At 69.7% G+C, this 23535-nt stretch carries 18 protein-coding genes and 1 pseudogene; 11 read left to right on the forward strand and 8 right to left on the reverse strand.

What is annotated here, in order from left to right; all coding sequences use genetic code 11:
- Window positions 1-70 precede the first annotated feature (70 nt).
- Window positions 71-1156, forward strand: coding sequence for an acetate/propionate family kinase (locus ABZ953_RS30190; RefSeq protein WP_361730306.1), 1086 nt, complete (start codon window positions 71-73; stop codon window positions 1154-1156).
- A 205-nt stretch (window positions 1157-1361) separates the two neighbouring features.
- Here the strand turns inward: ABZ953_RS30190 and ABZ953_RS30195 are convergent, their stop codons facing one another.
- Window positions 1362-3089, reverse strand: coding sequence for a helix-turn-helix domain-containing protein (locus ABZ953_RS30195; RefSeq protein WP_361730308.1), 1728 nt, complete (start codon window positions 3087-3089; stop codon window positions 1362-1364).
- Between the two features lie 388 nt (window positions 3090-3477).
- Between ABZ953_RS30195 and dnaK the strand changes: the two genes are divergently transcribed.
- The 9 genes from dnaK to ABZ953_RS30240 all read left to right on the forward strand — a co-directional run bounded on the left by dnaK (window position 3478) and on the right by ABZ953_RS30240 (window position 13924).
- The gene (gene dnaK / locus ABZ953_RS30200; RefSeq protein WP_361730310.1) at window positions 3478-5376 is read left to right on the forward strand and encodes a molecular chaperone DnaK; all 1899 of its coding nucleotides are present in this window, start codon (window positions 3478-3480) and stop codon (window positions 5374-5376) included.
- Between the two features lie 7 nt (window positions 5377-5383).
- Window positions 5384-6025: a nucleotide exchange factor GrpE gene (gene grpE / locus ABZ953_RS30205; RefSeq protein ID WP_361730312.1), complete on the forward strand. Its 642-nt coding sequence runs from the start codon at window positions 5384-5386 to the stop codon at window positions 6023-6025.
- A 6-nt stretch (window positions 6026-6031) separates the two neighbouring features.
- The gene (locus tag ABZ953_RS30210; protein ID WP_361730314.1) at window positions 6032-7009 is read left to right on the forward strand and encodes a J domain-containing protein; all 978 of its coding nucleotides are present in this window, start codon (window positions 6032-6034) and stop codon (window positions 7007-7009) included.
- Window positions 7006-7416 carry a chaperone modulator CbpM gene (locus tag ABZ953_RS30215; RefSeq protein WP_361730316.1) on the forward strand — a complete coding sequence of 137 codons (411 nt, stop codon included), beginning with the start codon at window positions 7006-7008 and terminating at the stop codon, window positions 7414-7416. Before ABZ953_RS30210 ends, ABZ953_RS30215 begins: the two co-directional genes overlap by 4 nt.
- Window positions 7407-10046, forward strand: coding sequence for an ATP-dependent chaperone ClpB (clpB, locus tag ABZ953_RS30220; protein ID WP_361730319.1), 2640 nt, complete (start codon window positions 7407-7409; stop codon window positions 10044-10046). The genes ABZ953_RS30215 and clpB overlap by 10 nt, the downstream gene beginning before the upstream one ends.
- Window positions 10043-10489 (forward strand): thioredoxin, encoded by a 447-nt coding sequence (gene trxA / locus ABZ953_RS30225; protein WP_361730322.1) that lies wholly within the window; start codon window positions 10043-10045, stop codon window positions 10487-10489. The genes clpB and trxA overlap by 4 nt, the downstream gene beginning before the upstream one ends.
- 28 nt (window positions 10490-10517) lie before the next feature.
- A complete protein-coding gene (locus tag ABZ953_RS30230; protein ID WP_361730325.1) occupies window positions 10518-10781 on the forward strand; it encodes a UBP-type zinc finger domain-containing protein in 264 nt (87 codons plus the stop codon).
- Window positions 10781-12502 carry an FAD-dependent oxidoreductase gene (locus tag ABZ953_RS30235; protein WP_361730328.1) on the forward strand — a complete coding sequence of 574 codons (1722 nt, stop codon included), beginning with the start codon at window positions 10781-10783 and terminating at the stop codon, window positions 12500-12502. The genes ABZ953_RS30230 and ABZ953_RS30235 overlap by 1 nt, the downstream gene beginning before the upstream one ends.
- A gap of 300 nt (window positions 12503-12802) precedes the next feature.
- A complete protein-coding gene (locus ABZ953_RS30240) occupies window positions 12803-13924 on the forward strand; it encodes a hypothetical protein (protein WP_361730331.1) in 1122 nt (373 codons plus the stop codon).
- A gap of 672 nt (window positions 13925-14596) precedes the next feature.
- On the opposite strand, the pseudogene ABZ953_RS30245 reads toward ABZ953_RS30240, so the two are convergent.
- Together ABZ953_RS30245 and ABZ953_RS30250 are read right to left on the reverse strand one after the other, a co-directional pair.
- Window positions 14597-14842: pseudogene (locus tag ABZ953_RS30245) on the reverse strand (IS701 family transposase); the annotation flags it as partial.
- Window positions 14843-14958: 116 nt separating this feature from the next.
- A complete protein-coding gene (locus ABZ953_RS30250; RefSeq protein WP_361730334.1) occupies window positions 14959-15456 on the reverse strand; it encodes a hypothetical protein in 498 nt (165 codons plus the stop codon).
- A 770-nt stretch (window positions 15457-16226) separates the two neighbouring features.
- On the opposite strand from ABZ953_RS30250, the gene ABZ953_RS30255 reads away from it, so the two are divergent.
- Complete coding sequence (locus ABZ953_RS30255; RefSeq protein WP_361730337.1) at window positions 16227-17768, forward strand: MFS transporter; 1542 nt, start codon at window positions 16227-16229, stop codon at window positions 17766-17768.
- 224 nt (window positions 17769-17992) lie between these two features.
- Here ABZ953_RS30255 and ABZ953_RS30260 read toward each other — a convergent pair whose 3' ends face one another.
- Genes ABZ953_RS30260 through ABZ953_RS30280 form a run of 5 tightly spaced genes read right to left on the reverse strand, consistent with a single transcriptional unit; the run spans window position 17993 to window position 23424 of the window.
- Window positions 17993-18721, reverse strand: a complete 729-nt coding sequence (locus ABZ953_RS30260) for a response regulator transcription factor (protein WP_361730340.1) — start codon at window positions 18719-18721, stop codon at window positions 17993-17995.
- Window positions 18722-18749: 28 nt separating this feature from the next.
- Window positions 18750-21392, reverse strand: a complete 2643-nt coding sequence (locus tag ABZ953_RS30265) for an ABC transporter permease (RefSeq protein WP_361730342.1) — start codon at window positions 21390-21392, stop codon at window positions 18750-18752.
- On the reverse strand, window positions 21389-22075 hold the full coding sequence (locus ABZ953_RS30270) for an ATP-binding cassette domain-containing protein (RefSeq protein WP_361730345.1): 687 nt from the start codon (window positions 22073-22075) through the stop codon (window positions 21389-21391). Before ABZ953_RS30270 ends, ABZ953_RS30265 begins: the two co-directional genes overlap by 4 nt.
- Window positions 22062-22775, reverse strand: coding sequence for an ABC transporter ATP-binding protein (locus tag ABZ953_RS30275; protein ID WP_361730348.1), 714 nt, complete (start codon window positions 22773-22775; stop codon window positions 22062-22064). Before ABZ953_RS30275 ends, ABZ953_RS30270 begins: the two co-directional genes overlap by 14 nt.
- 4 nt (window positions 22776-22779) lie before the next feature.
- Window positions 22780-23424, reverse strand: coding sequence for a hypothetical protein (locus ABZ953_RS30280; RefSeq protein ID WP_361730351.1), 645 nt, complete (start codon window positions 23422-23424; stop codon window positions 22780-22782).
- Between the last annotated feature and the right edge of the window lie 111 nt (window positions 23425-23535).

Here is a 23535-nt window from a genome sequence, read left to right on the forward strand (position 1 = left end):
CTTCTTGCGAAGTATGTTGCGGAACGAGGGAGAGGATCGGTGCGTGCGCACACGAACCAGCCCGGTCCTGGTGGCTGACGCGGGATCATCGAGCCTGCGTCTGACGGTCTTCGGCGACGATGGGCAAGTCCTCAACGAGCACCACAGTGACTCTCCGCCGGGCGAGGGGGCAACCGGGACGCTGCGGCAGTTACTGAAGGAAGGGCCGGCTCCTACAGCTGTGGGCCACCGCATCGTCCACGGCGGATCGGAGCTGCTCAGCCACACTCTGCTCGACGACCATGTGCGTGCCCGCTTGGACCGGGTGGCGGACCTCGCGCCCTTGCACGTCCCGCAAGCACTCACCCTTCTGGACGTGGCTCGGGATCTTCTGCCGGGAGTTCCGCACGTCGCCTGTTTCGACACCGTCTTCCACGCCGGCTTGCCAGTGGCCGCACGGGAGTACGCGGTGCCGGCCGACTGGCGCGATGTGTACGGCCTGCGCCGCTACGGTTTCCACGGCCTGTCCTACGCCTGGGCGCTGGCCCGCACCGCTGAACTCCTCGGCCGCCGTCCCGACCAGCTGCACCTGGTGATCGTGCACCTTGGCGGTGGCTGCTCCGCTTGCGCGGTGCGTGATGGGCGCAGTGTCGACACGACGATGGGCTTTACGCCCCTGGAGGGTTTGGTGATGAGCCATCGCAGCGGCAGCGTCGACCCTGGCGCCCTGACCTGGCTGCTCACACGGAAGAATGTGTCTGCGAACGAGATCGAGGATGCTCTGAACCACAGGTCCGGTCTGCTGGCTCTCTCCGGCACTTCGGACGACACGCGCGACCTGGTCCGCAGCCGGATGGCAGGCGACGAGCGCGCCGCACTCGCCCTCGACGTCTTCACCCACCAGTGCCGTCGCGGCATCGCCGGCATGGCCGCGTCCCTGGGCCGCCTGGACGCTCTCGTGTTCACCGGTGAGATCGGCGAGGACCAGCCTGAGGTGCGTGAGGAGGTGTGCGCCGGGCTGTCTGTGTTGGGCCTCACGGGCGGCCTGCGACCGCTGGTCGCCGAACGTCCCGAGATCATCAGCGAGCCCGGCGCGCGAGTTCCCGTCGTGGTCGTCCCCACCGGAGAGGCTCAGCAGATCAACGTGGAGACCCGGGCTCTCTTGGCTCCCCGCTGAGGCGGGCCGACGCCACGTCGGCATCCGGAGTTCACACGAGGCGTGACGAGCCTGCCGGTCAGACAGCGGCCACGCTGTACCGGCTCGCGGGAGCGCGGGTGCCGACCCCTGCATCCGATGCCCGGCAGCACGCACCACGGTCGAAGGAGCGGACCTCCCGACTCCAGGGCGGGGTACTGCCCTTGCCCGGCTCCTGTACGAGGCATCAGCCGGACCCGACCAGCACGATCTTCCACACGCGGGTCGCCACCTGGAGGTTGAGCCGGTCCTCGACGTTCGCGAGGTCGTTGCCGCTGATGTCGCGGATGCGCTGGAGCCTGTAGCGCAGCGTGCTGCGGTGGATCGCGAGGGACGCGGCGGTCTCGTCGTAGTTGCCGCCGCAGTCGAAGTACCGCGCCAGGGTCTCCACCATGGCCGCGTCGTGTCGGGCGTCGTAGTCCATGAGTTGCCCGAGCCACTCGTGAACGAACGCCTCCAGTTCCCGGTAATCGTTGCCAGGTCCCAGGATGCGGTAGAGGCCGAGTTCGTCGAAGAACGCCATGCCGTATCGCTTGCGGGAGTGACGGCGCACTTCCAGGGCGCGCTGCGCCTCCCGGTAGCTCTGGGGGATGTCATCCGGAGAGTCGCACGGGGCGCTCACCCCTATCGTCCCGGAGGGTGTCCCCGTCTCCAGGGCGAGGCCCTCGTACAGCGCTCGAGCGGGCGGCCTGTCGTCGGCGACCAGGACCACGTGGTCGGAACGCCGGGTCAGCAGTGAGCGCATGCCCACGGCAGAGGCCACCCGGCCCACGATTTGCGCGAAGGAATCGTCCGCGATCCGGTCCGACCACTGCACCACGACGATGTAGTGGCTGCGGTGCAGGTCGTATCCGACTGCCTCGGAGCGGGCGTAGGCGCTTGTCTCGTCCGTGCCTGCCAGCAGGTCGTCGGCCAGCTCGCGGTGCAGCCTCAGCTCTACTTCGGCCAGATTGCGCAAGTGCGCCAGCTCCAGGGCGAGCAGCTTGGCGGCCTGTTCCAGCGCGAGCACGGTGTGCTCGTCTGCCGCGCCCTGGGGATCGAGCAGAGCCAGCATGCCCAGGATCTCGCCGTGCGGGCGGACCAGAGTGATCAGCCGGTCCTGGATCCGCGCCGGCCCGGCCTCCCGGGCGACGGCGTGCAGCAGGTCGTCCTGGCGCACGGGGTCCGGTTCTGGATAAGGGTCGGGTCGGCCGGGGCCGGTCCAGGACCTCAGCCGACCGAAGCGGTCCTCGACCAGTGCGGGGAGTCCGGTCAGCTCGTGCAGTGCGCGGGTGATGGCTTCCTCGCCGCTGCCCGCGGCGGCAACGTCGGCCATGAGTGCGTGAAGGGCCCGCTGGTACGCCAGCTCGGCCACGACGGCGATCAGCTGTCGCTGGAGGGCTGCGCGTTCCCCCCTGAGCCGGTCCAGCTCCAGGGCCTCCTTGCGTCGGCGACGGTGTGCGACCGCGACCGACAGCGCAGCGGCGGTGTGCCGGACGAGTGTGGCGAGCAGGGACCGGTGGGCTTCGGTGGGCCGGGAGCGGGACGTCACTACGAGGTAACCGTGGAGCCCCTCAAGTCCGCGCAGTGCCAGGGCCTGGCCCCGGGGCCAGCCGGGCACGGTCACAGAACCGTCCTGTCCGGCCAGCTCCCGCACCCTCCGGCCCACGGCCAGGGCATGATTCTTCCGGTTTCTCGGGCTGGGGACGAGGTCACCGTCCGCTTCGAGGTAACCGGCCTCGGCGCTGTACGGCCCGATGGCGGCTATGTGGTCCATGGCCAGGCGCAGGATCTCGCTTTCGTCCGGCGTGTCGAACAGGGTGCGGGACAGCAGCGTGAGTGCGTGGAGGGCATGGTCGGCGGGGGGCTGAGCAGGGCGGTGGGGCTCTCCGCGATCGGAGCGGCGGTACAGGTCGTGCGGCCGATTCCTGGCCATCGGATCACTCCCGAGCCCTCACAGGGCGAGACGAGCGGTGTTTCGGCCCCCCGCTCACGAACCACCCAGTACGTACGAAATATCCGCATTTACACACTAGTGCTCGCAGGGTGATCGGGCTCGTGCATTTCTGGCCGGTCAGGCTCAGGTGTGGGATCACGCGGTTCGCCATGCTGGGACGCGCTCGACGTCCTCCGCGTGCAAACCGGCACGAGGGACAGGGCGACACCGGAGCAGCATTGCAGGTCAGCTGCCGTGTCGAGACGTACCGTCCGGCTGTTCGGGCCTTGAACCGGCTCGGCAGCGGGCGACTCGCGGAGGTCCTGTCCGTACCTGAACGACATGAACCGGGAATCGGCGCAGGCCGCAGCACCGGGAGGAGATCCTCATGGCCAGGGCAGTAGGTATCGACCTGGGTACCACCAACTCGGTGATCGCCGTGTGGGAGGGCGGCGAGCCGTCCGTTGTGCCCAACACCGAGGGCAACCGGACGACGCCGTCCGTAGTCGCCTTCACCGACACCGGGGAGCGCCTGGTGGGCCAGATGGCCCGGCGCCAGGCGATCCTCAACCCCAAGGGCACCATCTACTCGGCCAAGCGATTCATCGGCCGGCACTTCGACGAGATCTCCGACGAGGCGAAAGCGGTGGCGTACGACGTCGTCGAGGGCGACGGCGGGGCGGCCCGCTTCGAGGTGCGCGACAAGCTGTACGCGCCTGAGGAGATCAGCGCACAGGTGCTGCGCAAGCTCACTGACGACGCCTCCAAGCAGCTGGGGGAGCGCGTCACGGAGGCGGTCATCACGGTGCCCGCCTACTTCAACGATGCCCAGCGCACCGCCACCAAGGATGCCGGTCGGATCGCGGGTCTGGAAGTGCTGCGGATCATCAACGAGCCGACGGCGGCCGCTCTGGCGTACGGCATGGACAAGAAGGAGCACGAGACCGTCCTCGTCTTCGACCTGGGCGGCGGCACGTTCGACGTGAGCATCCTCGATGTCGGCGACGGCGTGGTGGAGGTGCGCTCCACCGCCGGGGACAGCCATCTGGGCGGCGACGACTTCGACCGGCGCCTGGTGGACCATCTCGCGGACGGCTTCCAGAAGGAGAACGGCATCGACCTGCGGAACGACCCGCAGGCGCTGCAACGGCTGTTCGAGGCGGCGGAGAAGGCCAAGACCGAGCTCAGTTCGGTGACGCAGACGCAGGTCAGCCTGCCCTTCATCACCGCCGACGCCGCGGGCCCCAAACACCTCACCGACTCCGTCATGCGGTCCACATTCGAGCAGATCACCGGCGACCTCGTGGAACGGTGCCTGGAGCCGGTCAAGCAGGCGATGGCCGACGCCAAGGTCGGTGAGAGCGACATCGACGAGGTCATCCTCGTAGGCGGCTCCACCCGCATACCAGCGGTTCAGGCCCTGGTCCGCCGGCTGACCGGCGGCAAGGACCCCAACATGAGCGTCAACCCCGACGAGGTCGTGGCGCTGGGCGCCGCGATCCAGGCCGGGGTGCTCAAGGGCGAGGTCAAGGACGTCCTGCTGCTCGATGTCACGCCCCTGTCGCTGGGTGTCGAGACGCGCGGCGGAGTCATGACGAAGATCATCGAGCGGAACACGACCATCCCGGTGCGGCGTACCGAGACGTTCTCCACCGCCGAGGACAACCAGCCGGCCGTCGATGTGGTGGTCCTCCAGGGTGAGCGCGAGCGTGCTGCCGACAACCGGGTGCTCGGCCGGTTCCAGCTCACCGACATCCGGCCGGCGCCGCGAGGCGAACCCCAGATCGAGGTCACCTTCGACATCGACGCCAACGGCATCCTCAATGTCAAGGCGCGCGACGGGGACACCGGCAAGGAACAGGGCATCACCATCAGCGAAAGCTCCAACCTGGACCGCGGTGAGGTCGAGCGCATGGTCCAGGAGGCCGAACGAAACCAGGGCCAGGACCGGGAGCTCCGCGAGGCCGTCGACGCACGCAACGAGCTGGACGCCGTCGCGTACCAGGTCGAGAAGCGCCTGGCCGAACTGGGCGACGCGGCCCCCGCGCACGAGAAGGCACGCGCCGAGATGCTCGTCTCCGATGCCCGGGCGGCGGTCAAGGAAGAGGCAGGCGTGGAGCGTGTGCGGCCACTGGCCTCCGAACTCCAGCAGGTCCTCGCCGGACTGGCTGCCCAGCAGGGTGCCACCGCCACGGGAGACCCGGGCCAGGACACCGCCACCGGCGCTCCCCCGAGTGGCGGCAACGGTGATGACGATGTCATCGACGCCGAGTTCGACAAGAGCTGACGCCGCCATGTCCCTACACCCCCAAGAACCCGACCGGGCCACGCCGGCCGAACCGGCCCCGGAAGGCGCCGTACGTCCTCCCCGCGAGGACTCGCGTCAGCCCGGCCCGCCTCCTTGGCCGCAAACGGCAAACGACGCAACGGGCCCCGACGCCGTCGGCCCCACACCCGCCGTCGGCCCCACACCAGCCGTCGGCCCCGCACCCGCGCAGGACGAGGACACAGCCGCGATGCAGGAACTGGAGGACCGCTGGCGGCGCGCGCTCGCCGACCTCGACAACCTGCGCAAGCGTCACGCCAGGGAACTGGAGCGGGAGCGGAGGGTCGAGCGTTCCCGTACCGCTGCTGCCTTCCTGCCCGTCCTGGACAACCTCGAACTCGCCCTGTCCCACGCCGACGCCGATTCGGATGCGGTCGTGGAAGGCATCCGGGCAGTCCGCGACCAGGCGGTGAACGTCCTCGAACTGCTGGGCTACCCGCGGCACGCGGAGACCGGCGTCGCCTTCGACCCGGCCCGGCACGAGGTGGTCAGCGTGGTCGATGACCCCGGCGTCGAGCCGGGCACCGTCGTGCAGGTGCTGCGTCCGGGCTACGGCGACGGCGATCGGCAGCTCAGACCCGCCACGGTGACTGTCGCGAAGCGGGAGTGATCTGTCATGGCACGGGACCTCTACGAAGTGCTGGGAGTGTCGCGGACCGCGAGCCAGGACGAGATCCAGCAGGCCTATCGCAAGCTCGCCCGCAAACACCATCCCGACGTCAACAAGGACCCGGCGGCGGAGGAACGCTTCAAGGACCTCAACGAGGCATACAGCGTCCTGTCCGACCCGAAGACCCGGGCACGCTACGACCGCTTCGGCGAAGACTTCCGCAAGATCCCCGAAGACTTCGACGACCGGGTCGCGGCCGGAGCGGGCGGCGGATTCCATGGCCGGCGGACCGCAGGCGGGGGCGGCCCCCGCGTCCGGTACACCACCGGCTTCGGCGATGACTTCGCAGCCGAGGACGTGGACATCGAGGACCTGCTCGGCTCGCTCTTCGGCGCAGGCGCAGGCGCAGGCGCAGGCTCAGGCGCCCGCTCCGCAGGCGTACCAGGAGGCGACCAGGAGGCCGAACTGCCGCTCACCGTCGAGGAGGCCTACAAGGGCGGCCGCCGCACCGTCACACTCGCCGGGCCCACCGGGCAACCGCGGCGCTACGAGGTCGAGGTCCCGCCGGGCGTCACCGACGGGCAGCGGATCCGGCTGGCGGGCGAGGGCGGGCGAGGCAGTGGTGCCGCGCCCGCGGGCGACCTGCACCTGCGAGTGCGTATCCAGGCCCACCCCCGCTTCCGGCTGGACGGCCGCGACGTCCACGTGCAGCTGCCGGTCACCCCCTGGGAGGCGGCCTTGGGAGCGACCGTGCCGGTGCCCACCCCCGGCGGTGGCACAGCCAAGGTCACCGTGCCTGCCGGCTCGTCCAGCGGCCGGCGGCTGCGGCTGCGCGGCGAGGGCATGCCGAACCCGCGCGGTGCCAACGGCGACCTGTACGCCGAACTGCGCGTCATGGTGCCACCCACCCTTGGCGACCGGGAGCGCGAACTGTTCGAGGAGCTCGCCGCGACCTCCTCGTTCGACCCCAGGAGGACGCCATGAACGACCGACCCACAGGAGCGGCAGGCATCGGCCGGTCCAGTGCAGGCGACCGCCCGGTACAGCCGGTCACCTATGTCGCCGCCGCCTCGACAGCCGCCCGGTATGCGCTCGTTCCCGCAGCGAGGCTTTCCCTGGAGACCGTGGCCCGTCGATCGGGTCTCCATCCTGAGCTGGTCCGCCGGTTCGTCGCCCTCGGTCTTGTCGACGCCGAACGTGACGCCTCGGGCCACCTGGTTTTCGACCGCGATGCCCCAGCGGTACTTGCCCGCATCCAGCGGCTGCGCTCCGGGCTCTGCCTCAATTACGCATCCATCGGCCTGGTGCTCGACCTGCTCGACCGCATCAGTCTGCTCGAAGCCGCCCTGCGCGGCCGCGGCATGAGGAGTGACACACCCCCATGGACATGAACCGTCTCACACAGAAATCCCAGGAAGCCCTCCAGGAGGCCCAGTCCGCGGCCGGCCGCATGGGGCAGACCGAAGTGGACGGAGAACACCTCCTGCTCGCACTCCTCGATCAGGAGGACGGTCTGATCCCACGGCTGCTGCAAACGGCCGGAACCGAGCCGAAGGAACTGCTTGCGGCCGTGCGCGAGGAACTCTCCCGCCGCCCGAAGGTCACCGGCCCCGGTGCGGCACCCGGCCAGGTCTTCGTCACTCAGCGCCTCTCCGGCCTGCTCGACGCCGCTGAGCGGGAGGCCAAACGCCTCAAGGACGAGTACGTGTCCGTGGAGCACCTCCTGCTCGCCCTGGCTGAAGAGGGGACCTCAACAGCCGCCGGGCGACTGCTCAACCAGGCCGGGATCACGAAAGACTCGTTCCTGGGCGCGCTCACCCAGGTCCGCGGCAACCAGCGCGTCACCTCCGCCAACCCCGAAGTGGCCTACGAGGCTCTGGAGAAGTACGGCCGCGATCTCGTCGCCGAAGCCAAGGAAGGCAGGCTCGACCCGGTCATCGGCCGGGACGCCGAGATCCGCCGCGTCACCCAGATCCTGAGCCGCAAAACCAAGAACAACCCCGTCCTCATCGGCGACCCCGGCGTCGGCAAGACCGCCATCATCGAGGGCCTCGCCCAGCGCATCGTCCGCGGCGACGTCCCCGAAGGACTCCGCGACAAGATCGTTTTCGCCCTCGACATGGGATCCCTGGTCGCCGGCGCCAAGTACCGAGGCGAGTTCGAGGAACGGCTCAAGGCCGTGCTCAGCGAAGTCAAGGCCGCACAAGGCGGCATCCTGCTCTTCGTCGACGAACTGCACACCGTCGTCGGTGCGGGCGCCGCCGAAGGGGCCATGGACGCGGGGAACATGCTCAAGCCGATGCTCGCCCGCGGCGAACTCCACATGATCGGCGCCACCACACTCGACGAGTACCGCAAACACATCGAGAAGGACGCAGCCCTCGAACGACGATTCCAGCAGGTCCTGGTCGACGAGCCCAGCCTGGAGGACACCATCTCCATCCTGCGTGGACTGCGTGAGCGCCTGGAAGTCTTCCACGGCGTCAAGATCCAGGACACCGCGCTGGTCTCCGCCGCCACCCTCAGCCACCGCTACATCACCGATCGGTTCCTGCCCGACAAGGCCATCGACCTCGTCGACGAAGCGTGTGCCCGGCTGCGTACCGAGATCGACTCCATGCCCGCCGAACTCGACGAGATCACCCGCCGCGTCACCCGCCTGGAGATCGAGGAAGCCGCCCTCTCCAAAGAGACCGACCCCGCCAGCCAGACCCGCCTGGAGGAGCTGCGCAGGGAACTGGCCGACCTGCGCGGTGAAGCCGACGCCAAACACGCACAGTGGGAGGCCGAACGGCAGGCGATCCGGCGTGTGCAGGAACTGCGCCAGGAACTGGAGCAGGTCCGCCACGACGCGGAGGAGGCCGAACGCGCCTACGACCTCAACCGCGCCGCCGAACTCCGATACGGCCGCCTCCAGGACCTGGAGCGCCGACTCGCGGCGGAGGAGGAGCAGCTGGCCACCAGGCAGGGCCAGAACCGGTTGCTGCGCGAGGTGGTCACCGAAGAGGAGATCTCCGAGATCGTCGCCGCCTGGACCGGCATCCCGGTCGCCCGCCTCCAGGAGGGCGAACGCGACAAGCTGCTGCGCCTCGACGAGATCCTTCGCGAGCGCGTCGTCGGCCAGGACGAGGCCGTCCAGCTCGTCGCCGACGCCATCATCCGCGCCCGCTCCGGCATCCGCGACCCTCGCCGCCCCATCGGCTCCTTCATCTTCCTCGGCCCCACCGGCGTAGGAAAGACCGAGCTGACCAAGACCCTCGCCCGGGCACTGTTCGACTCCGAGGAGAACATGGTCCGCCTCGACATGAGTGAGTACCAGGAGCGGCACACCGTCAGCAGGCTCATGGGCGCACCTCCCGGATACGTCGGTTACGAGGAAGGCGGCCAGCTCACCGAGGCCGTACGCCGCAAGCCGTACTCGGTCGTACTGTTCGACGAGATCGAGAAGGCACACAGCGACGTCTTCAACACCCTGCTGCAAATCCTCGATGACGGCCGCATCACCGATGCACAGGGCCGCACCGTCGACTTCCGCAACACCGTGATCATCATGACGTCCAACATCGGCTCCGAGCACCTCCTCGACGGCGCCACCGCCGAGGGCGAGCTCAAGCCTGACGCCCGCGCCCTGGTGATGGGCGAGCTGCGCGGACACTTCCGTCCGGAGTTCCTCAACCGCGTCGACGACATCGTGCTGTTCAAGCCGCTCGGCGAGCGGCAGATCGAACGCATCGTGGAGCTGCAGTTCGACGAACTGCGCCAGCGGCTCGCGGAACGCCGCATCGACGTAGAACTCACCGATGCGGCCCGAGAGCTGATCTCCCACCAGGGTTACGACCCGGTGTACGGGGCCCGGCCACTGCGGCGCTACATCTCCCACGAGGTCGAGACACTGGTCGGGCGCGCCCTTCTGCGCGGCGACGTCCAGGACGGCGGGACGGTCCGCGTCGACGCCGAACACGGAGAGCTGGTGGTCACCTACGACCGGCAGGAAGAGGCGCCGGAAGCGAGGGCGGCGTGAACACCCCCCGTACGACGACGGTGACCTGCCCGCACTGCGGGCGCGACAACCGCATTCCCGTCGCCGCCGAGGGACGCCCCAAATGCGGCCACTGCAAGCAGCCGCTGCCCTGGGTCGTCGATGCGAGTGACGACGACTTCGCCGAAGTCGCCGACAAGGCCGTTCAACCTGTCGTCGTCGACCTCTGGGCCACCTGGTGCGGCCCCTGCCGCATGGTCAGCCCCGCCCTCGAACAGGTCGCCCGCGACCTCGCCGGGCGGATCAAGCTCGTCAAGGTCGACATCGACAAGAACCCAGGACTCAGCCGGCGGTTCGAGGTCCAAGCAGTGCCCACGCTGCTGGTTCAGGACCAGGGCGAGACGATCGCCCGACAGGCCGGTGCGGCACCCGCGCCCGTCTTGCGTGAGTGGGTCGAGCAGGCCCTGAAAGGGACTTCCGCGTGATCGCCTGAGACCGCGAGAGGAGAACGTCATGGCCACGATTCCGGATCCGCACCTGGCAATGGTGCGGCCAGTGACGCCGCGTACCCCGCAGGGCTGCGAGGAGTGCCTCAAGGAGCATTCCCCCTGGGTTCACCTGCGGCTCTGCCTCACCTGCGGGCACGTCGGCTGCTGCGACTCCTCACCCCTCAAACACGCCCGACGGCACGCGGGCAGCGCCGGTCACCCCATCGTGCAGTCCTTCCAACCGGGAGAGGACTGGCGCTGGTGCTACGTCCACGAGGCCATGGTCTGATGAGTGCCGCCCAGCACAAGAAGGGTGCGGTCCACGAGACACCGGACCGATACGGGGCATTCCCACGCCTGACACCGGAACAGCTCCAGGACCTGACCGCGCACGGTGAGCGCCGCAGGACCACGGAAGGTGAGGTGCTGTACCGCGAGGGCGAGCCGTTCCGGGAGTTCCTCGCCATCCTCAGCGGGACCGTCGAGATCCTTCAGGACCACGGCACGCCCGAAGAGCGCACGGTGGCGGTACACGGGCCCGGCAGGTTCCTGGGTGAACTGGGGATGCTGGAAGGGCAGGCAGCGTTCGACACCGCCGTGGTGCGTGAGGCGGGCGAGATCCTGGCGGTACCGGTGGAGCGCCAACGCGCCCTGGTCGGCCGCGACCCCGTACTGGGTGACCTGATCCTCCGCGCTTGCCTGGGCCGACGGTATCTGCTCATCGGCCTCGGCGCAGGCTTCCGCATCCTGGGCTCGTGCTATTCGCGGGACACACTGCGGCTGCGTGAGTTCGCTGCCCGCAACCGGCTTCCCCACCGCTGGCTGGATCTGGAAAGGGACAAGGAGGCTGAGGCGCTGCTGCGTCGCTTCTCCATCCGCCCCGAGGAAACTCCGGTGGTCCTGTGGAAGGGCGAGCGGGTGCTGCGCAATCCGAGCAACGCCGAACTCGCCAGGCTCATCGGGCTGCCCGCCCCCACGCCGAAGGCCGCGCAGTGCGACGTGCTGGTGGTCGGCGCCGGCCCGGCGGGACTCGCCGCCGCCGTGTACGGCGCCTCCGACGGCCTCACTACGGTCTCCGTCGATGCTGTGGCCACTGGGGGCCAGGCCGGCACCTCGTCACGCATCGAGAACTACCTCGGCTTCCCGTCGGGCATCTCCGGAGGCGAGCTCATCGAACGCGCGGTGCTCCAGGCCCACAAATTCGGTGCCCGCCTCATGGTGCCGGCCCAGGTCAACAAGCTCATCCCGCAGGATGACGAGTACGTAGTCGCCTTCACCGACGGGTCCCAGATCCGGGCCGGTGCCGTCGTACTCGCCTCAGGTGTCTGGTACCGCAGGCTCGAGGTGCCCGGCATCGACCGGCTGGAAGGCATCAGTGTCTACTACGCGGCGACCGTGCACGAGGCCAGTCTCTGCCAGGCGGACCCGGTCGCCGTGGTCGGCGGGGGCAACTCCGCTGGACAGGCGGCGCTGTTCCTGGCCCATCACGCATCCAGAGTTCACCTCCTCGTCCGGGGCAGCGACCTCAACGCGGACATGTCGCGTTACCTGGTGGACCAGGTGGAACGGCACCCGAAGATCGAGGTACTTCTCCACACCGAGGTCCGAGGCGTTTCCGGGAAGGAGAAGCTGGAGTCGCTGAGCGTCGAGCACAACGCAAACGGTGAGCGCCGCGCGCTGCGGGCCGCCGCGCTGTTCGTATTCATCGGGGCCCGCCCGTGCACGGAATGGCTGAGGGGCGTGCTCGCCCTGGACGAGAAGGGCTTCGTCCTGACGGGGGCGGATGCCCGGGCTGCTGCCGAGACGACGCGGTGGGACTCGCTCGGCCGTGGTCCATTGCTGCTGGAAACCAGCCTCCCCGGGGTCTTCGCAGCCGGCGACGTCAGGAGTGGCTCGGTCAAACGAGTCGCCTCGGCCACCGGTGAAGGTGCCATGGCGATCCGCCTCGTGCACGAGCACCGGGAAAAGGCCGGCAACCTGGTCCGCCCCGAAGGGCGCCTCGGCCGGTGACAGGCCGGTCTGTGGCCCGGCGCTGATTTGTCTCCGCCGGACTCTCCAGGTGGGCGGTTCAGCAACCAGCACAACAGGTGCGAATGACGCCATCCGCGGTGCCGGGCAGATGATCAGCCGACCGGTGCGGAGTACCCGAGCGAAGTCTGCCCGTAAGGGGTGCGGCTGCGGGGCGGAACGCCGCCGTGGCGAACACGCCGCCGTGCACACGGGACAGCGTGTCGTCGAAGCGTCGACTTTGCCCGGGGGCATCCTGTGAGCCCTTGTCATCGCGGAGACAGCCGGCCAGAAGGGTCCACCATGCAAGCGTCGTCCCAAAGCGTGATGGTCGTGGCTCTCCTGGCGGATCCGGACGCACCGACCGAGATTGCGAAGCGCATGGCTCGGGCCCTTCCTGCCCGGCTCGCCGACAAGTCCGGCCAGGGGCAACGGTTCCACCTCGAAGTGATCAGTGAGCCCTTCACCTCAGGGACCGAGGACCCGCCCACTTTGATGCGCCGGATCATTGACCGTGGCAGTGCGGAGAATTGGGACATCGTCGTCGCCCTCACCGACCTTCCGTTGTACTCACACGGCCGCAAGCTCGTCGCGACCATGAGCCACGAACACGGGTTGCTCTTGTTGTCACTGCCTTCGCTGGGGGGCTTCCGGCTACAGACGAGGGCCCGCCGGGCCGTGGAAGAAGCCGTGCTTGGCTTGGCGGGCGCGCAGCCCGCCGGGCCTGAGGGGCCTCCACGAAGCCAGCCGCATCTGGAATCCGTCGATGGACGTCTCACACCCCTTCATCCGAGCCCGGTCGGCAAGGAGGAGAGCGCTGATCTCCGCTACGTCATCAGCGGGCCGCGCGGCCATCTACGGGTACTCCTCGGTATGGTTCGCGCCAACCGGCCGTGGCGGTTGGTGCCGGGCCTTTCGAAAGCCCTGGCGGCCGCACTCGCCACGGGAGCCGTCGCCACTGTGAACTCCACCGTCTGGAGCTTGGCCGAATCTCTGAGCGTGCCACGTCTCGTCATCGCCACGGTCGGGTCCGTCGCGCTCATGATCGGCTGGCTGATCGTAGACGCGCAGCTTTGGCATCGCTCAGCACAGCGCTCGCCGGAGGCGAGGCAGAGGGCGAGACTCTACAACGGCTCGACTGTCCTGACCGTGGGTATCGGGGTGCTCGTCTGCTACGTGGGCTTGATGGTCATCAACTTTGTGTGGGCGCTGTTCATCCTCAACGACCAAGTGTTCGCTTCCATGACACGAAATCCGTTGACCACAACGGACTACTGGACGTTGTCATGGTTCGTGGCTTCGACTGCCACAGTGGGTGGCGCGCTGGGATCAGGCTTGGAGAGCGACGAAGCAATCCGAGCGGCCGCCTACTCCAAGCGCGAACAGGAACGTCGCCACATGCTCCAAGACGAGCACGACGGCTAGCTGTATGAGGATGCACAGGAGCCGATGGCGATGGACTACGGCGCATCACGCCCGTCTCGTCTTCGTGGGGCTGTGATGAGCGTGACGTGATGGTGCGGTCGGCGACCACAGTGAAGGAGGGCGGATCGGTTGTTCCGTGGGCGATCGGCTCGTCGACTTTCCGGACGATCGCATGGCCAAGATCAATGAGCTGCTGACCGGTTTCGAGGCAGGCTGGCGTCGCCGCCCCAGAACGTTCAGGCGGGAAGGGAGGTGGCTCACGCGGTGACTCCGGGGCTGGTTGCGCGGCTCTACCTCCCCGACGTTGTCGATCTCCTAGTACTCCAGCCGTAGATCGTGATCTTGCTGATTTGGTCGCGGCGGATGGTGGCCGGGGGCGAGCGCCTGGCGGACGGCCTTGTCGGCGGCGGTGCGGAGGTGGTTGGCGAGGGTCTTGCCGGCGGCTTCGGCGGTGGCGACGCCTTCCTTGGTGTTCTCCGAGATCATGTCGCGCTGGAACTCCAGCACCCCGGCGAGCATGGAGCTCATGGCACTGCGCGCACCGGCGCCCCCGTCCGGCCATACCTCCACCGTAGGCCGGGACGGTGGTCTCGGCGGCGGAACGAAGACGACGTTTGGTCTTCGCGGCTGAGCGGCTGCCTGCCGTCGGTAGTGCGCGAGGTCGCGGGCGGGGCTGATGAGCGCGGCGAACAGGTGCTGAACCTCGTTGCCGGGCAGGGGGATCAGGCCGTCGGGCGCGGGATGGTCGCAGCGTTCGGCGGCCGCGGTGACGGCCGGGAAGGCGTGGGCGAGCATCGCGAGGGTGACCCAGCGGTGCCAGGAAGTCCATCGGCGGACCTGGTGCTCGTCCAGGCCCGCCAGCCCTTGCCGCCGCTGGAAGGACTCCTCGACCGTCCAGCGACGTCCGGCCGCCCGCACCGGCTCGGGCCCACCAGCTTCCGACAAGGCCCGCCCGCTACACCCGCAGGAACGAAGTGGCACGACTGATCGGGAAGTTGAAGATCAACCGGGCAGTTGCCACGAGGTTCAAGCAGTCACGTGGTGATGTCAAGCATGTAGTTATTGGTGATGACGAACGTCACCAGGTTCGTCCCCGTACCGAACGTGCCGGTCCCGGAGTCCCGTGCTTGGCCGCTGGCGCCGCGTTCGGTGGCGTTGCCGGATGCCGCGGTGGTGTCCCGGTCGAAGCGGCGGTCGATCGTGAACTGGAGGGCTTGTCCCGTGTCCGTCCGCTTGAGGCTGTCAGTGGTCCTCGTCTCGAAAAAGAGACCACCGCTGCCCGTCACCGAGCCGGAGATGGTCAGCTGGGCCGGGAAGGACTCGTCCGGCGTCGCACAACGGAAGTTGCCGGCGCTCTTACCGTCGACGGCGCCGTTGACGGGGTGGACGTTCACGTTGATCGAGCCGGCGCAATTGAAGGTCGCCAGTGGCCCGCGGGCGGCGTCGGCGATGGCAACCGGTGCCATGGCGGACGCGGTCAGGAGCAGGGTCGCCATAGAGGCGGTAACGGCGACGGCTTGACGTGGACGCATGACGCGCTCCTTCGCTCAAGGGATGGGGTGGTACGTCACCCGACCTCCCCGGTCGCACGCGCAGGACACATCCCAACCCTCCAATCACCCGAGCGAGCGATCGTATTCCCGCCAGGGCCAAGACCGACCGTGCCCCAGATCCTCACTGACTCGTCAGACACGCCCTAGGACGCACGGCCGTTGCGCGAGCATGCGCGGCACAGGCGTGTCCACGAACCACCGCATGCGCAGGGCCCGGCGGGGCCGGAGGGCCGCTTGCCCGCGACGAACCCCGCCGGGCCCCCACCCCCCGGGCAGCCTGTTCCACGCCTGTGCGAACCACCCAGCTGCCATGGCCGGGTCACCGCCTGGATGCGCCGGTTCGGCCGCTCGGCCGATCGGCGCGGATGGCCGAGGGAAGGGCTGACCTGCGTCTCGGCCGAAAGGGCCATTGGCGCCGAGGCGAACATGAGGCTATGGTTATTTGCGTACGTTAGATCGCATACCGGATGTGCCTTAGTTCCGTCCGGTCTCTGGGCCTCGCGCCCTAGAAAAGAGTGTTTTGATGACCCCGGCCCGCGCCGAGCGAGCCTCGCTGCGCACCGTGTAAGCATCCCCTCTGCTTTCGCCGCGCTATCTGCGCGCGCCTGCCGGATGCCATTACCGGTGCCCCAGTCCATACCCCGCGCCCGCTTCCTCGTGAAGGCGTGGTGCGCCCGTGTGGGCTCTCGCTCGTCGAGGCCGCTCGGCCTGCTTGCTGTCATGTTGACGCCTCAGCAAGGAGCACCCGCGTGTCCATCAACAACGCCTCTACACCCAACAACACCTCCACCACCAACAAAGCGGATCCCAACCGCTGGTGGGGCCTGGTCTTCATCGCCCTGGCCCAACTCATGGTCGTCCTCGACGCGACGGTCGTGAACATCGCCCTCCCGTCCGCCCAGGCCGACCTCGGCATGTCCGACGGCAACCGGCAATGGGTGATCACCGCCTACACGCTGGCCTTCGGCGGACTGCTGCTGCTCGGCGGCCGCATGGCGGACCTGATCGGCCGCAAACGGGCCCTCCTCATCGGCCTGGTCGGCTTCGCCGCCGCCTCCGCGCTCGGCGGCGCGGCCACCAGCTCCGGCACGCTGTTCGCGGCCCGCGCCCTGCAGGGCGTGTTCGCCGCGCTCCTCGCGCCGTCCGCACTCGCGCTCCTGACGACGACCTTCACGGACCCCAAGGAACGCGGCAAAGCCTTCGGCGTCTTCGGCGCGATCGGGGCCGGCGGCAGCGCGATCGGCCTGATCGGCGGCGGCCTGCTCACCGAGTACCTGAACTGGCGCTGGTGCCTGTACGTGAACATCCCCATCGCCGCGATCGCGGTGGCCGGGGCTCTGAAGTTCCTGCACGACAAGGCGGGCCACCGCGCCTCCAGGCTCGACGTGCCCGGCGTACTGCTCGGCTGCGGCGGAATCGTCGCGATCGTCTACGGCTGCAGCGAGGCGGAACAGCGAGGCTGGAGCGACGGCCTGGTCCTCGGCCTGCTCGTGGGCGGCGCGGTGCTGCTCGCGGCCTTCGTGTGGTGGCAGGCCAGGGCCGAACACCCCCTGCTGCCCCTGCGCATCCTCAAGGACCGCAACCGCGCCGGCTGCTTCCTGACGATGAGCCTCGCGGCCATGGGCATGTTCGCGCTGTTCCTGTTCCTGACGTACTACATGCAGGGCATCCTCGGCTATTCACCGGTCAAGACCGGCCTGGCGTTCCTGCCGCTGACCATCATGGTCATCATCGGCTCCACCCAGATCGCCGCCCGCCTGCTGCACCACACCGCACCGCGCAACCTGCTGGTGCCCGGCGCGCTTCTCATGGCGGGCGGTATGTACGTCCTGACCCACCTGACAGTGGAGTCCGAGTACGCCACCCACGTCCTGCCCGCACTGCTGCTCATGGGCCTCGGCATGGGCCTCACCTTCATGCCGGTCTTCGCCACCGCCACGGTCGGCGTCGCACCGAAGGACGCGGGCGTGACCTCCGCGACGGTCAACACCTCCCAGCAGGTGGGCGGTTCGATCGGCACAGCCCTGCTCAACACCCTGGCAACCACCTCGGCGGCGACGTACATCACGTCCCGTCAGACCGGCCGCCCGGCCTCCGACCAGGCCAAGCAGTTCACCGAACACGGCCAGGTCCACGGCTACACCGCGGCCTACTGGTGGGCAGTCGGCCTCACCCTCCTGGCCGCACTGGTCGCGGGCCTCATGGTCACAGCCAAGGCACCTAAGCACCAGACCCCGACCGAGACCGAGGTCGAAGCAGAGGTCGAAGCGGGCGCCGTCGCACCACACTGACCGAAAGAGAGGTACCGACCTATCCGAGGGCGGCGGGCACAGGACGGTGCCCGCCGCTCCCGGCTGTGGTCCACCCCGGAGCGCAGGACGGTCTTCCGCATACCGAAAGGAGCTATCGAGCCTGGGCGAGACGGTACGTGCCCGCGGCCGGATGCCGACCCACTGAATTCGGCGTAGTCAGCCTTCCTCTTGACATTCAACTTAGTCGCCGCAGGCAGTTGTCTTCAGTTTTGCTCCAGCCGATAGCCGTGTCCGCGCAGTGTGGTGATGTGCGGCAGCCGGGCCGAGCCCGCGGTGGAGTCGGCGGCGTCGAGGAGCCGGCGGCGCAGCGCGGCCATCGTGACATCGAGCGTTTTGGTGGAGCCGAACCAATTCTCGTCCCAGACCTCGGCCATCAGCGTCTCGCGGGATACGGCGTCCCCTTGGTGCCGGGCAAGGAGGGCGAGGAGTTCGAACTCTTTGGGGCGCAGGGCGATTTCGTGCTCATGCAGGGTGCAGCGGCGGGCGGTGATGTCGAGGACGAGATCACCGAGGTGGCGGGGCTGTTCGGACACTGTGGTGGGGGTGCGGCGGCGCAAGTGTGCGCGGAGGCGGGCGAGCAGGACGCTCATGGTGAAGGGCTTGACGAGGTAGTCGTCGGCTCCGGCGTCGAGGCCCGCGATGATGTCGATGTCTTCGGTGCGGGCGGTGAGGACGACGATGAGCAGGCCCGGGTGGCGGGCGCGCAGGGTGCGGGCGACGTCGAGGCCGTCCATGTCGGGCAGGCCCAGGTCCAGGAGCAGGACGTCGTACGTCGACTCTGCTGCCTCGGTGAGGGCGGCGGTGCCGGTGCGGATCCAGGTGGGGGTGTATCCGGTGCCGTGCAGTCCGGTTTCGAGGTGGCGGCCGATGGTGTCGTCGTCCTCGACGACCAGGATGCGGGCGGCGCTCGGGGCGGCTGCGGGTGGGCGCATGGTAGGCAGCGTAGGTGTGGGGCCGGGGTCACAGGTCGCGTAGTTCCTCGACGGCGGGTCGCGAGGTGCGGCGCACCGCGCCCAGGGCCGCGGCGAGCACGGCTGCCAGGGCCGTGCAGGTGGTGAGCGCCAGGTAGGCGCCGGGGATCGACAGCGTGGCGGGTGGTGGGTCGAAGACGCCGGTGAGGACCTTGACCAGCATTTCCGACAGGGGCAAGGCGATCAGGGCGCCGCCGCCGAGTCCGGCCACGGCAAGGAGGGCGGCTTCGGTGAGAACCATGCCGCGCAGGTGGCGGGGTGTGGCGCCGAGCACGCCGGCGATGGCGAAGGTGCGGCGGCGTTCGGCGAGTCCGAGGGCGAGGACCAGGCCGCCCGCCCCGGCGGCCAGGAGCACCGCGAAGGCCAGCTCGATGCGGGTGAGTCCGGAGAGGTCGACGGAGGTCAGGCTGGTGCCGACGGCGCCCCGGGTCTGAGTGAGGTCGGTGACGGTGGCCGCCGTTCCCAGCCGGTGGCGCAGTCGCGTGGCGATGTGTTGCTGGTGGGTGCCGCCGGTGTCGAGGAGGAACGCGCCGATGGTGTCGCTGCCCGTCGCGCGGGCGATGTATGAGGCGTTGGCGACGAAGAAGCTGTCCTTGGGCGCGGTGGGGAACTCCTTGGCGATGCCCGCGTAGTGGAACGGGACCGTGCGCAGTGTCTTGGTGCGGGCGTCTTGGATGCGGAGGTTGATCCTGTCGCCGGGGTTGAGCTGGAAGTCGCTCACGGTCTCGGCGCTGACCAGCAACGCATCGGGGCGGCGGGCGAGTTGGGACATCAGGGCCTGGGCCGTGCCGCCCGCGAAGTAGGCGTCCTGGAGCGAGGTGGCGGAGGCGATGGTGTCGGGGCGGACGCCGTAGAGGTCTTGGAGGTCGGAGCCGACGTAGGCGAACCGGTGCTGTAGCGGCTCGACGTGCCGTACGCCAGAGACCTTCAGGGACGCCGCCGTACTGGGTGGTATGTGTGCGCCGGGGGGTTCGGTGACGGTGACGTCGGCGCCGTTGGTGAGGCGGGCGTCGACCTCGGCCTGCTGCTGGTACGTCGCGTTGAACGTGGCGGTGGACACGGCGAAGGAGACAGCGAGGGCCAGCAGCACGACCGAGCGGGCCAGCGGGCGCCTGCGGCGGGAGAGGACGGCGGCCGTGGTGCCCGCGAGGTGCGCGGTGAGCGGGCGCGACAGGTGTGCCAGGGCGCGACGGCCGTGAGCGAGTGCGAGCAGTGTGAGGCGCCACAGCAGCAGCGCGGCTCCGGCCCACAGCAGGGCGGGGCCAAGGAACGCCCAGTACGACACGGAGATGTTCGGCACGCCCTCGGGGGCGAGGACGAGCGCGTACTGGTTGGTGGCGGAGGCCCGGAAGATGAGCCAAGAGCCGAGCAGGAGGAGCACGTCGAGGCCGCAGCGCTGCCACCAGGAGGCACGGGGGCGTAGACCTGGTGTGCGGCGGGTGTCGGCGATCGTGACCGCGCGCAGATCGCGCAACGCCAGAACGAGGACGGTGCCCGCCGCGACGCCTGCGCCGAGCACGAAGGCCAGGGCGTACCAGACGGCCCAGGTGCCCGCCTCCGCTTCGAATGAGGCGGAACCGAATGCGAGTCGGCCCGTGAGCGCCGCGACGCCGAGTCCGGTGAGCGCGCCGGTGAGGCCCACGAGGGCCGCTTCGAGTCCGGCGAGCGTGGTGATCTGGCGGGGCCGCAGTCCGCGCAGCCGCAGCAACCCCTGTTCCTGGCGGCGTCGTTCGCCGCCGGAGGACGCCACGGCCGCTGTCAGGGCGGCCGCGAGGGCGGCGCCGGGCGTGCCGAGGAACAGGAAGAGGATCTGGGCGTACAGCGCGTCCTGGCGGGCCGCGTCGAGGGCGGCGCCGACGTTGTCGCCGACCAGCGCGCCGCCCGCGGCATGGGCCTCCAGGTTGCGTGCGGCGCGGCCGTCGGCGGTGAACGCGGCGGCCGGGTCGGCGGGCAGGTGTGCGTCGCGGGCGACGTGGATCTGGGTGGTGGCCGGGGTGCCCCGGGTGAGGTCGGCGAAGGTGGCGGCAGGCAGCAGCACCACGTTGTCCGGGGGTGCGACGGGCTGGGACTGGCTGGGCGCGCCGACCTTTTGGAACAGGGAGTCCGCCTGGGGCAGGTCGATCACGCCCGCCACGCGGACCTGCTGGACGCGGTTGCCGGTCAGCCGGATGCCGATGGTGTCGCCGGGGGCGGCGTGCAGGTTCGACGCGGTCTGCTGGGCGAGCAGCACGCCGGAGGAGCGGCCGGTGAGGGTGCGGATCTCGCCGGGGAACAGGCTGCGGTAGCCATTCGGCAGTCCCACGACCATGCCGGGTCCGGTGGTCTGCGTACTGCCCTGGACGTGGGCCGTGAGGCCGCGGCTGTGGGCGAAACCGACGGGGAGCGCGGCCCGTACGCCAGGGGCGCGGCGCACCTGGTGCAGGATCGCGTGCGGGTCGGCGCCGGGCTGCGCCTCGACCTGCCAGTCCACGGCGACGGAGCGCAGCGCACGCCCGGTCATGGTCGCCTTCGAGGCGGTGAGGAAGGAGCCGAGGGAGGCGACGAGGGCGACGGCGAGCGCGATACCCGTGGCGGCGGCGAGGAGTCGTCCGATGCGGTGGCGGGCCAGGCCGCCCGCCCACGTCGTGATCATGAGGTCTCCGGGGCGAGGAGGCGGCCGTCGTGCATGACGCGCCGGGTGGCGAGGCGGGCGGCGACCGCCGGATCGTGGGTGGTGATGACGAGGGCCGCGCCCGTGATGTCGGCCGCGGCGATCAGGGCGTCCAGGACGTGCGCGCCGGTGCGGTGGTCGAGGCGCCCGGTGGGCTCGTCCGCCAGGATCAGGCGCGGCGCCTGCGCCAACACCCGTGCCGTGGCGACACGTTGGGCCTGGCCGCCGGAGATCTCCTCGGGCAGGCGCGGCGCGAGGTCGGCGGCGGAGACCAGCGCGAGCGCCGCCGTGGCGCTGCGGCGGGCGTCCTCTTCCGGCAGGCCGGTCAGTATCAGGGGCAACGCGGTGTTCTCGACGACGTCGAGCGCGGGGATCAGGCTCTCGCCCTGGAAGACGAGCCCGATGCCGCCCGGAGTGCGGGGCCCGGTCAGGGCGGGCCAGCTCACCGTGCCCGCGGTGGGACGTTCGAGTCCGGCGAGCAGGTGCAGCAGCGACGACTTGCCCGAACCGGAAGGGCCGACGATCGCGAGCCGGTCACCGGCCCTTATCCGCAAGGTGGCCCCGTGCACGGCGACCACGGCCCGCGCGCCGCGCCCGAAGGTCAGTGCCGCGTCCTGGCAGACCACGAGCCAGGCGCTAGGCGCCGCCGCCTCATGCGCCGACATCGTGGACGTCCCTCATGCTCTCGTCGTCGCGCAGCCTGCCGTCGTCCAGACAGAGCACCCGGTCGGCGACCCGCACCGCCGCGGTGCTGTGCGTGACGAGGAGTACCGCGCAGCCGTACTCGGCTCGGTCGCGCAGCATGTGCAGGACCAACTGCTCAGTACCACCGTCGAGTTCGCCGGTCGGTTCGTCGGCCAAAAGTACGGCGGGGTCGTTGGCCAGGGCGACGGCGAGCCCGGCGCGCGCCAGTTCACCGCCGGAGAGCTCCCGGGGCAGCGCCCGCGCGCGCGAGGCGAGGCCCACCTGGTCGAGGAGCGCGTCGGCGCGGGTGGCGGGACGGCCGCGCACAGCGCGCTGTGCCAGCCGGATGTTGTCGCGCACGCTCAAGTGCGCCAGCAGATTGCGGGTCTGCAGCAGGACGCCGATGTGCCGGGCCCGCAGCCGGGCCCGCTCGGCCTCGGGCCGGTGGCTGATCCGCGTGCCCGTCACCCTCACCTCGCCGCCGGAGGGTTCCTCCAGCCCGGCCAGGCAGGCCAGCAGGGTCGACTTGCCCGACCCGGACGGGCCGATGACGGCGACCGTCTCGCCGCGCCGCGCGCGCAGCGAGACCCCGCGCAGCGCGAGCGTCTCCTCCTCGCCGGACCGGAAGAAGCGGTACAACTCGCGGGCGGCGAGGGCGTCGTCGTGCGACCGCGCGGACATGAGCTCACCGCCAGGCGAACGAGTCGCTGATGGTGCGCCAGGGATCCACGTTGTCGGCCTTGACCGGCCCCGACAGCGTCAGGTCCACCTCGTGGCCCTGACGCTGGAAGGCGTACCGCTCGAACGCGTCGCGCACCACCTTTCCGGTGACCGGGTCCGCGGCGGAGTCGCCCTGATAGGTCAGCAGGAGCACTCGGCCCGCTTTCCGGTCCACTTGCGACACCTTCGGCCGAGCGAACTTCGCCACCTGGCCGTGTAGTAGGGGGATGACCTGGTGGGTGACGGAGTTGACGGTGGGCGGGCTCGTCACGTTCGCCGGGGAGATCTGCACGCGATTGAGCTTGTCGGTGAAGACGGTGGTGCCGCCCTTGTCGGTGCGGGCCCAGCCCTCGGGGACCTTGAGGATGAAGCCGCCGCCAGGCGGGTGGTAGGCGACGAACGCCTGGTTGTCGGGGATGTCGCCCGGCGGGTTCGACTCGGTGGGTACGGTGCCCGAGGAGGGCCGCTGCGGCGTGTGTGTGCCCGAAGAAGAGTCGTGGGCAGAGCCTCCTCCGTTGCCGGACCCGGACCCTGAACAGCCGGCCGTCGTCACCGCCGAGGCGAGCAGCAGTCCGGCCACGGCCCATGTGCGTACGCGGATCGGTGTCATGGCCACTGCCCTCCAAGGGGTCGCGTCCGCATCGGACGAGGGTGATGCCGTCGACTGCCACCGACGTTAGGAGCCGCCCGGTCAACGCCCGGCACAAGGAGGGTTAGACGA

The sequence above is a fragment of the Streptomyces sp. NPDC046465 genome, assembly GCF_040646035.1.
Taxonomy (GTDB): domain Bacteria; phylum Actinomycetota; class Actinomycetes; order Streptomycetales; family Streptomycetaceae; genus Streptomyces.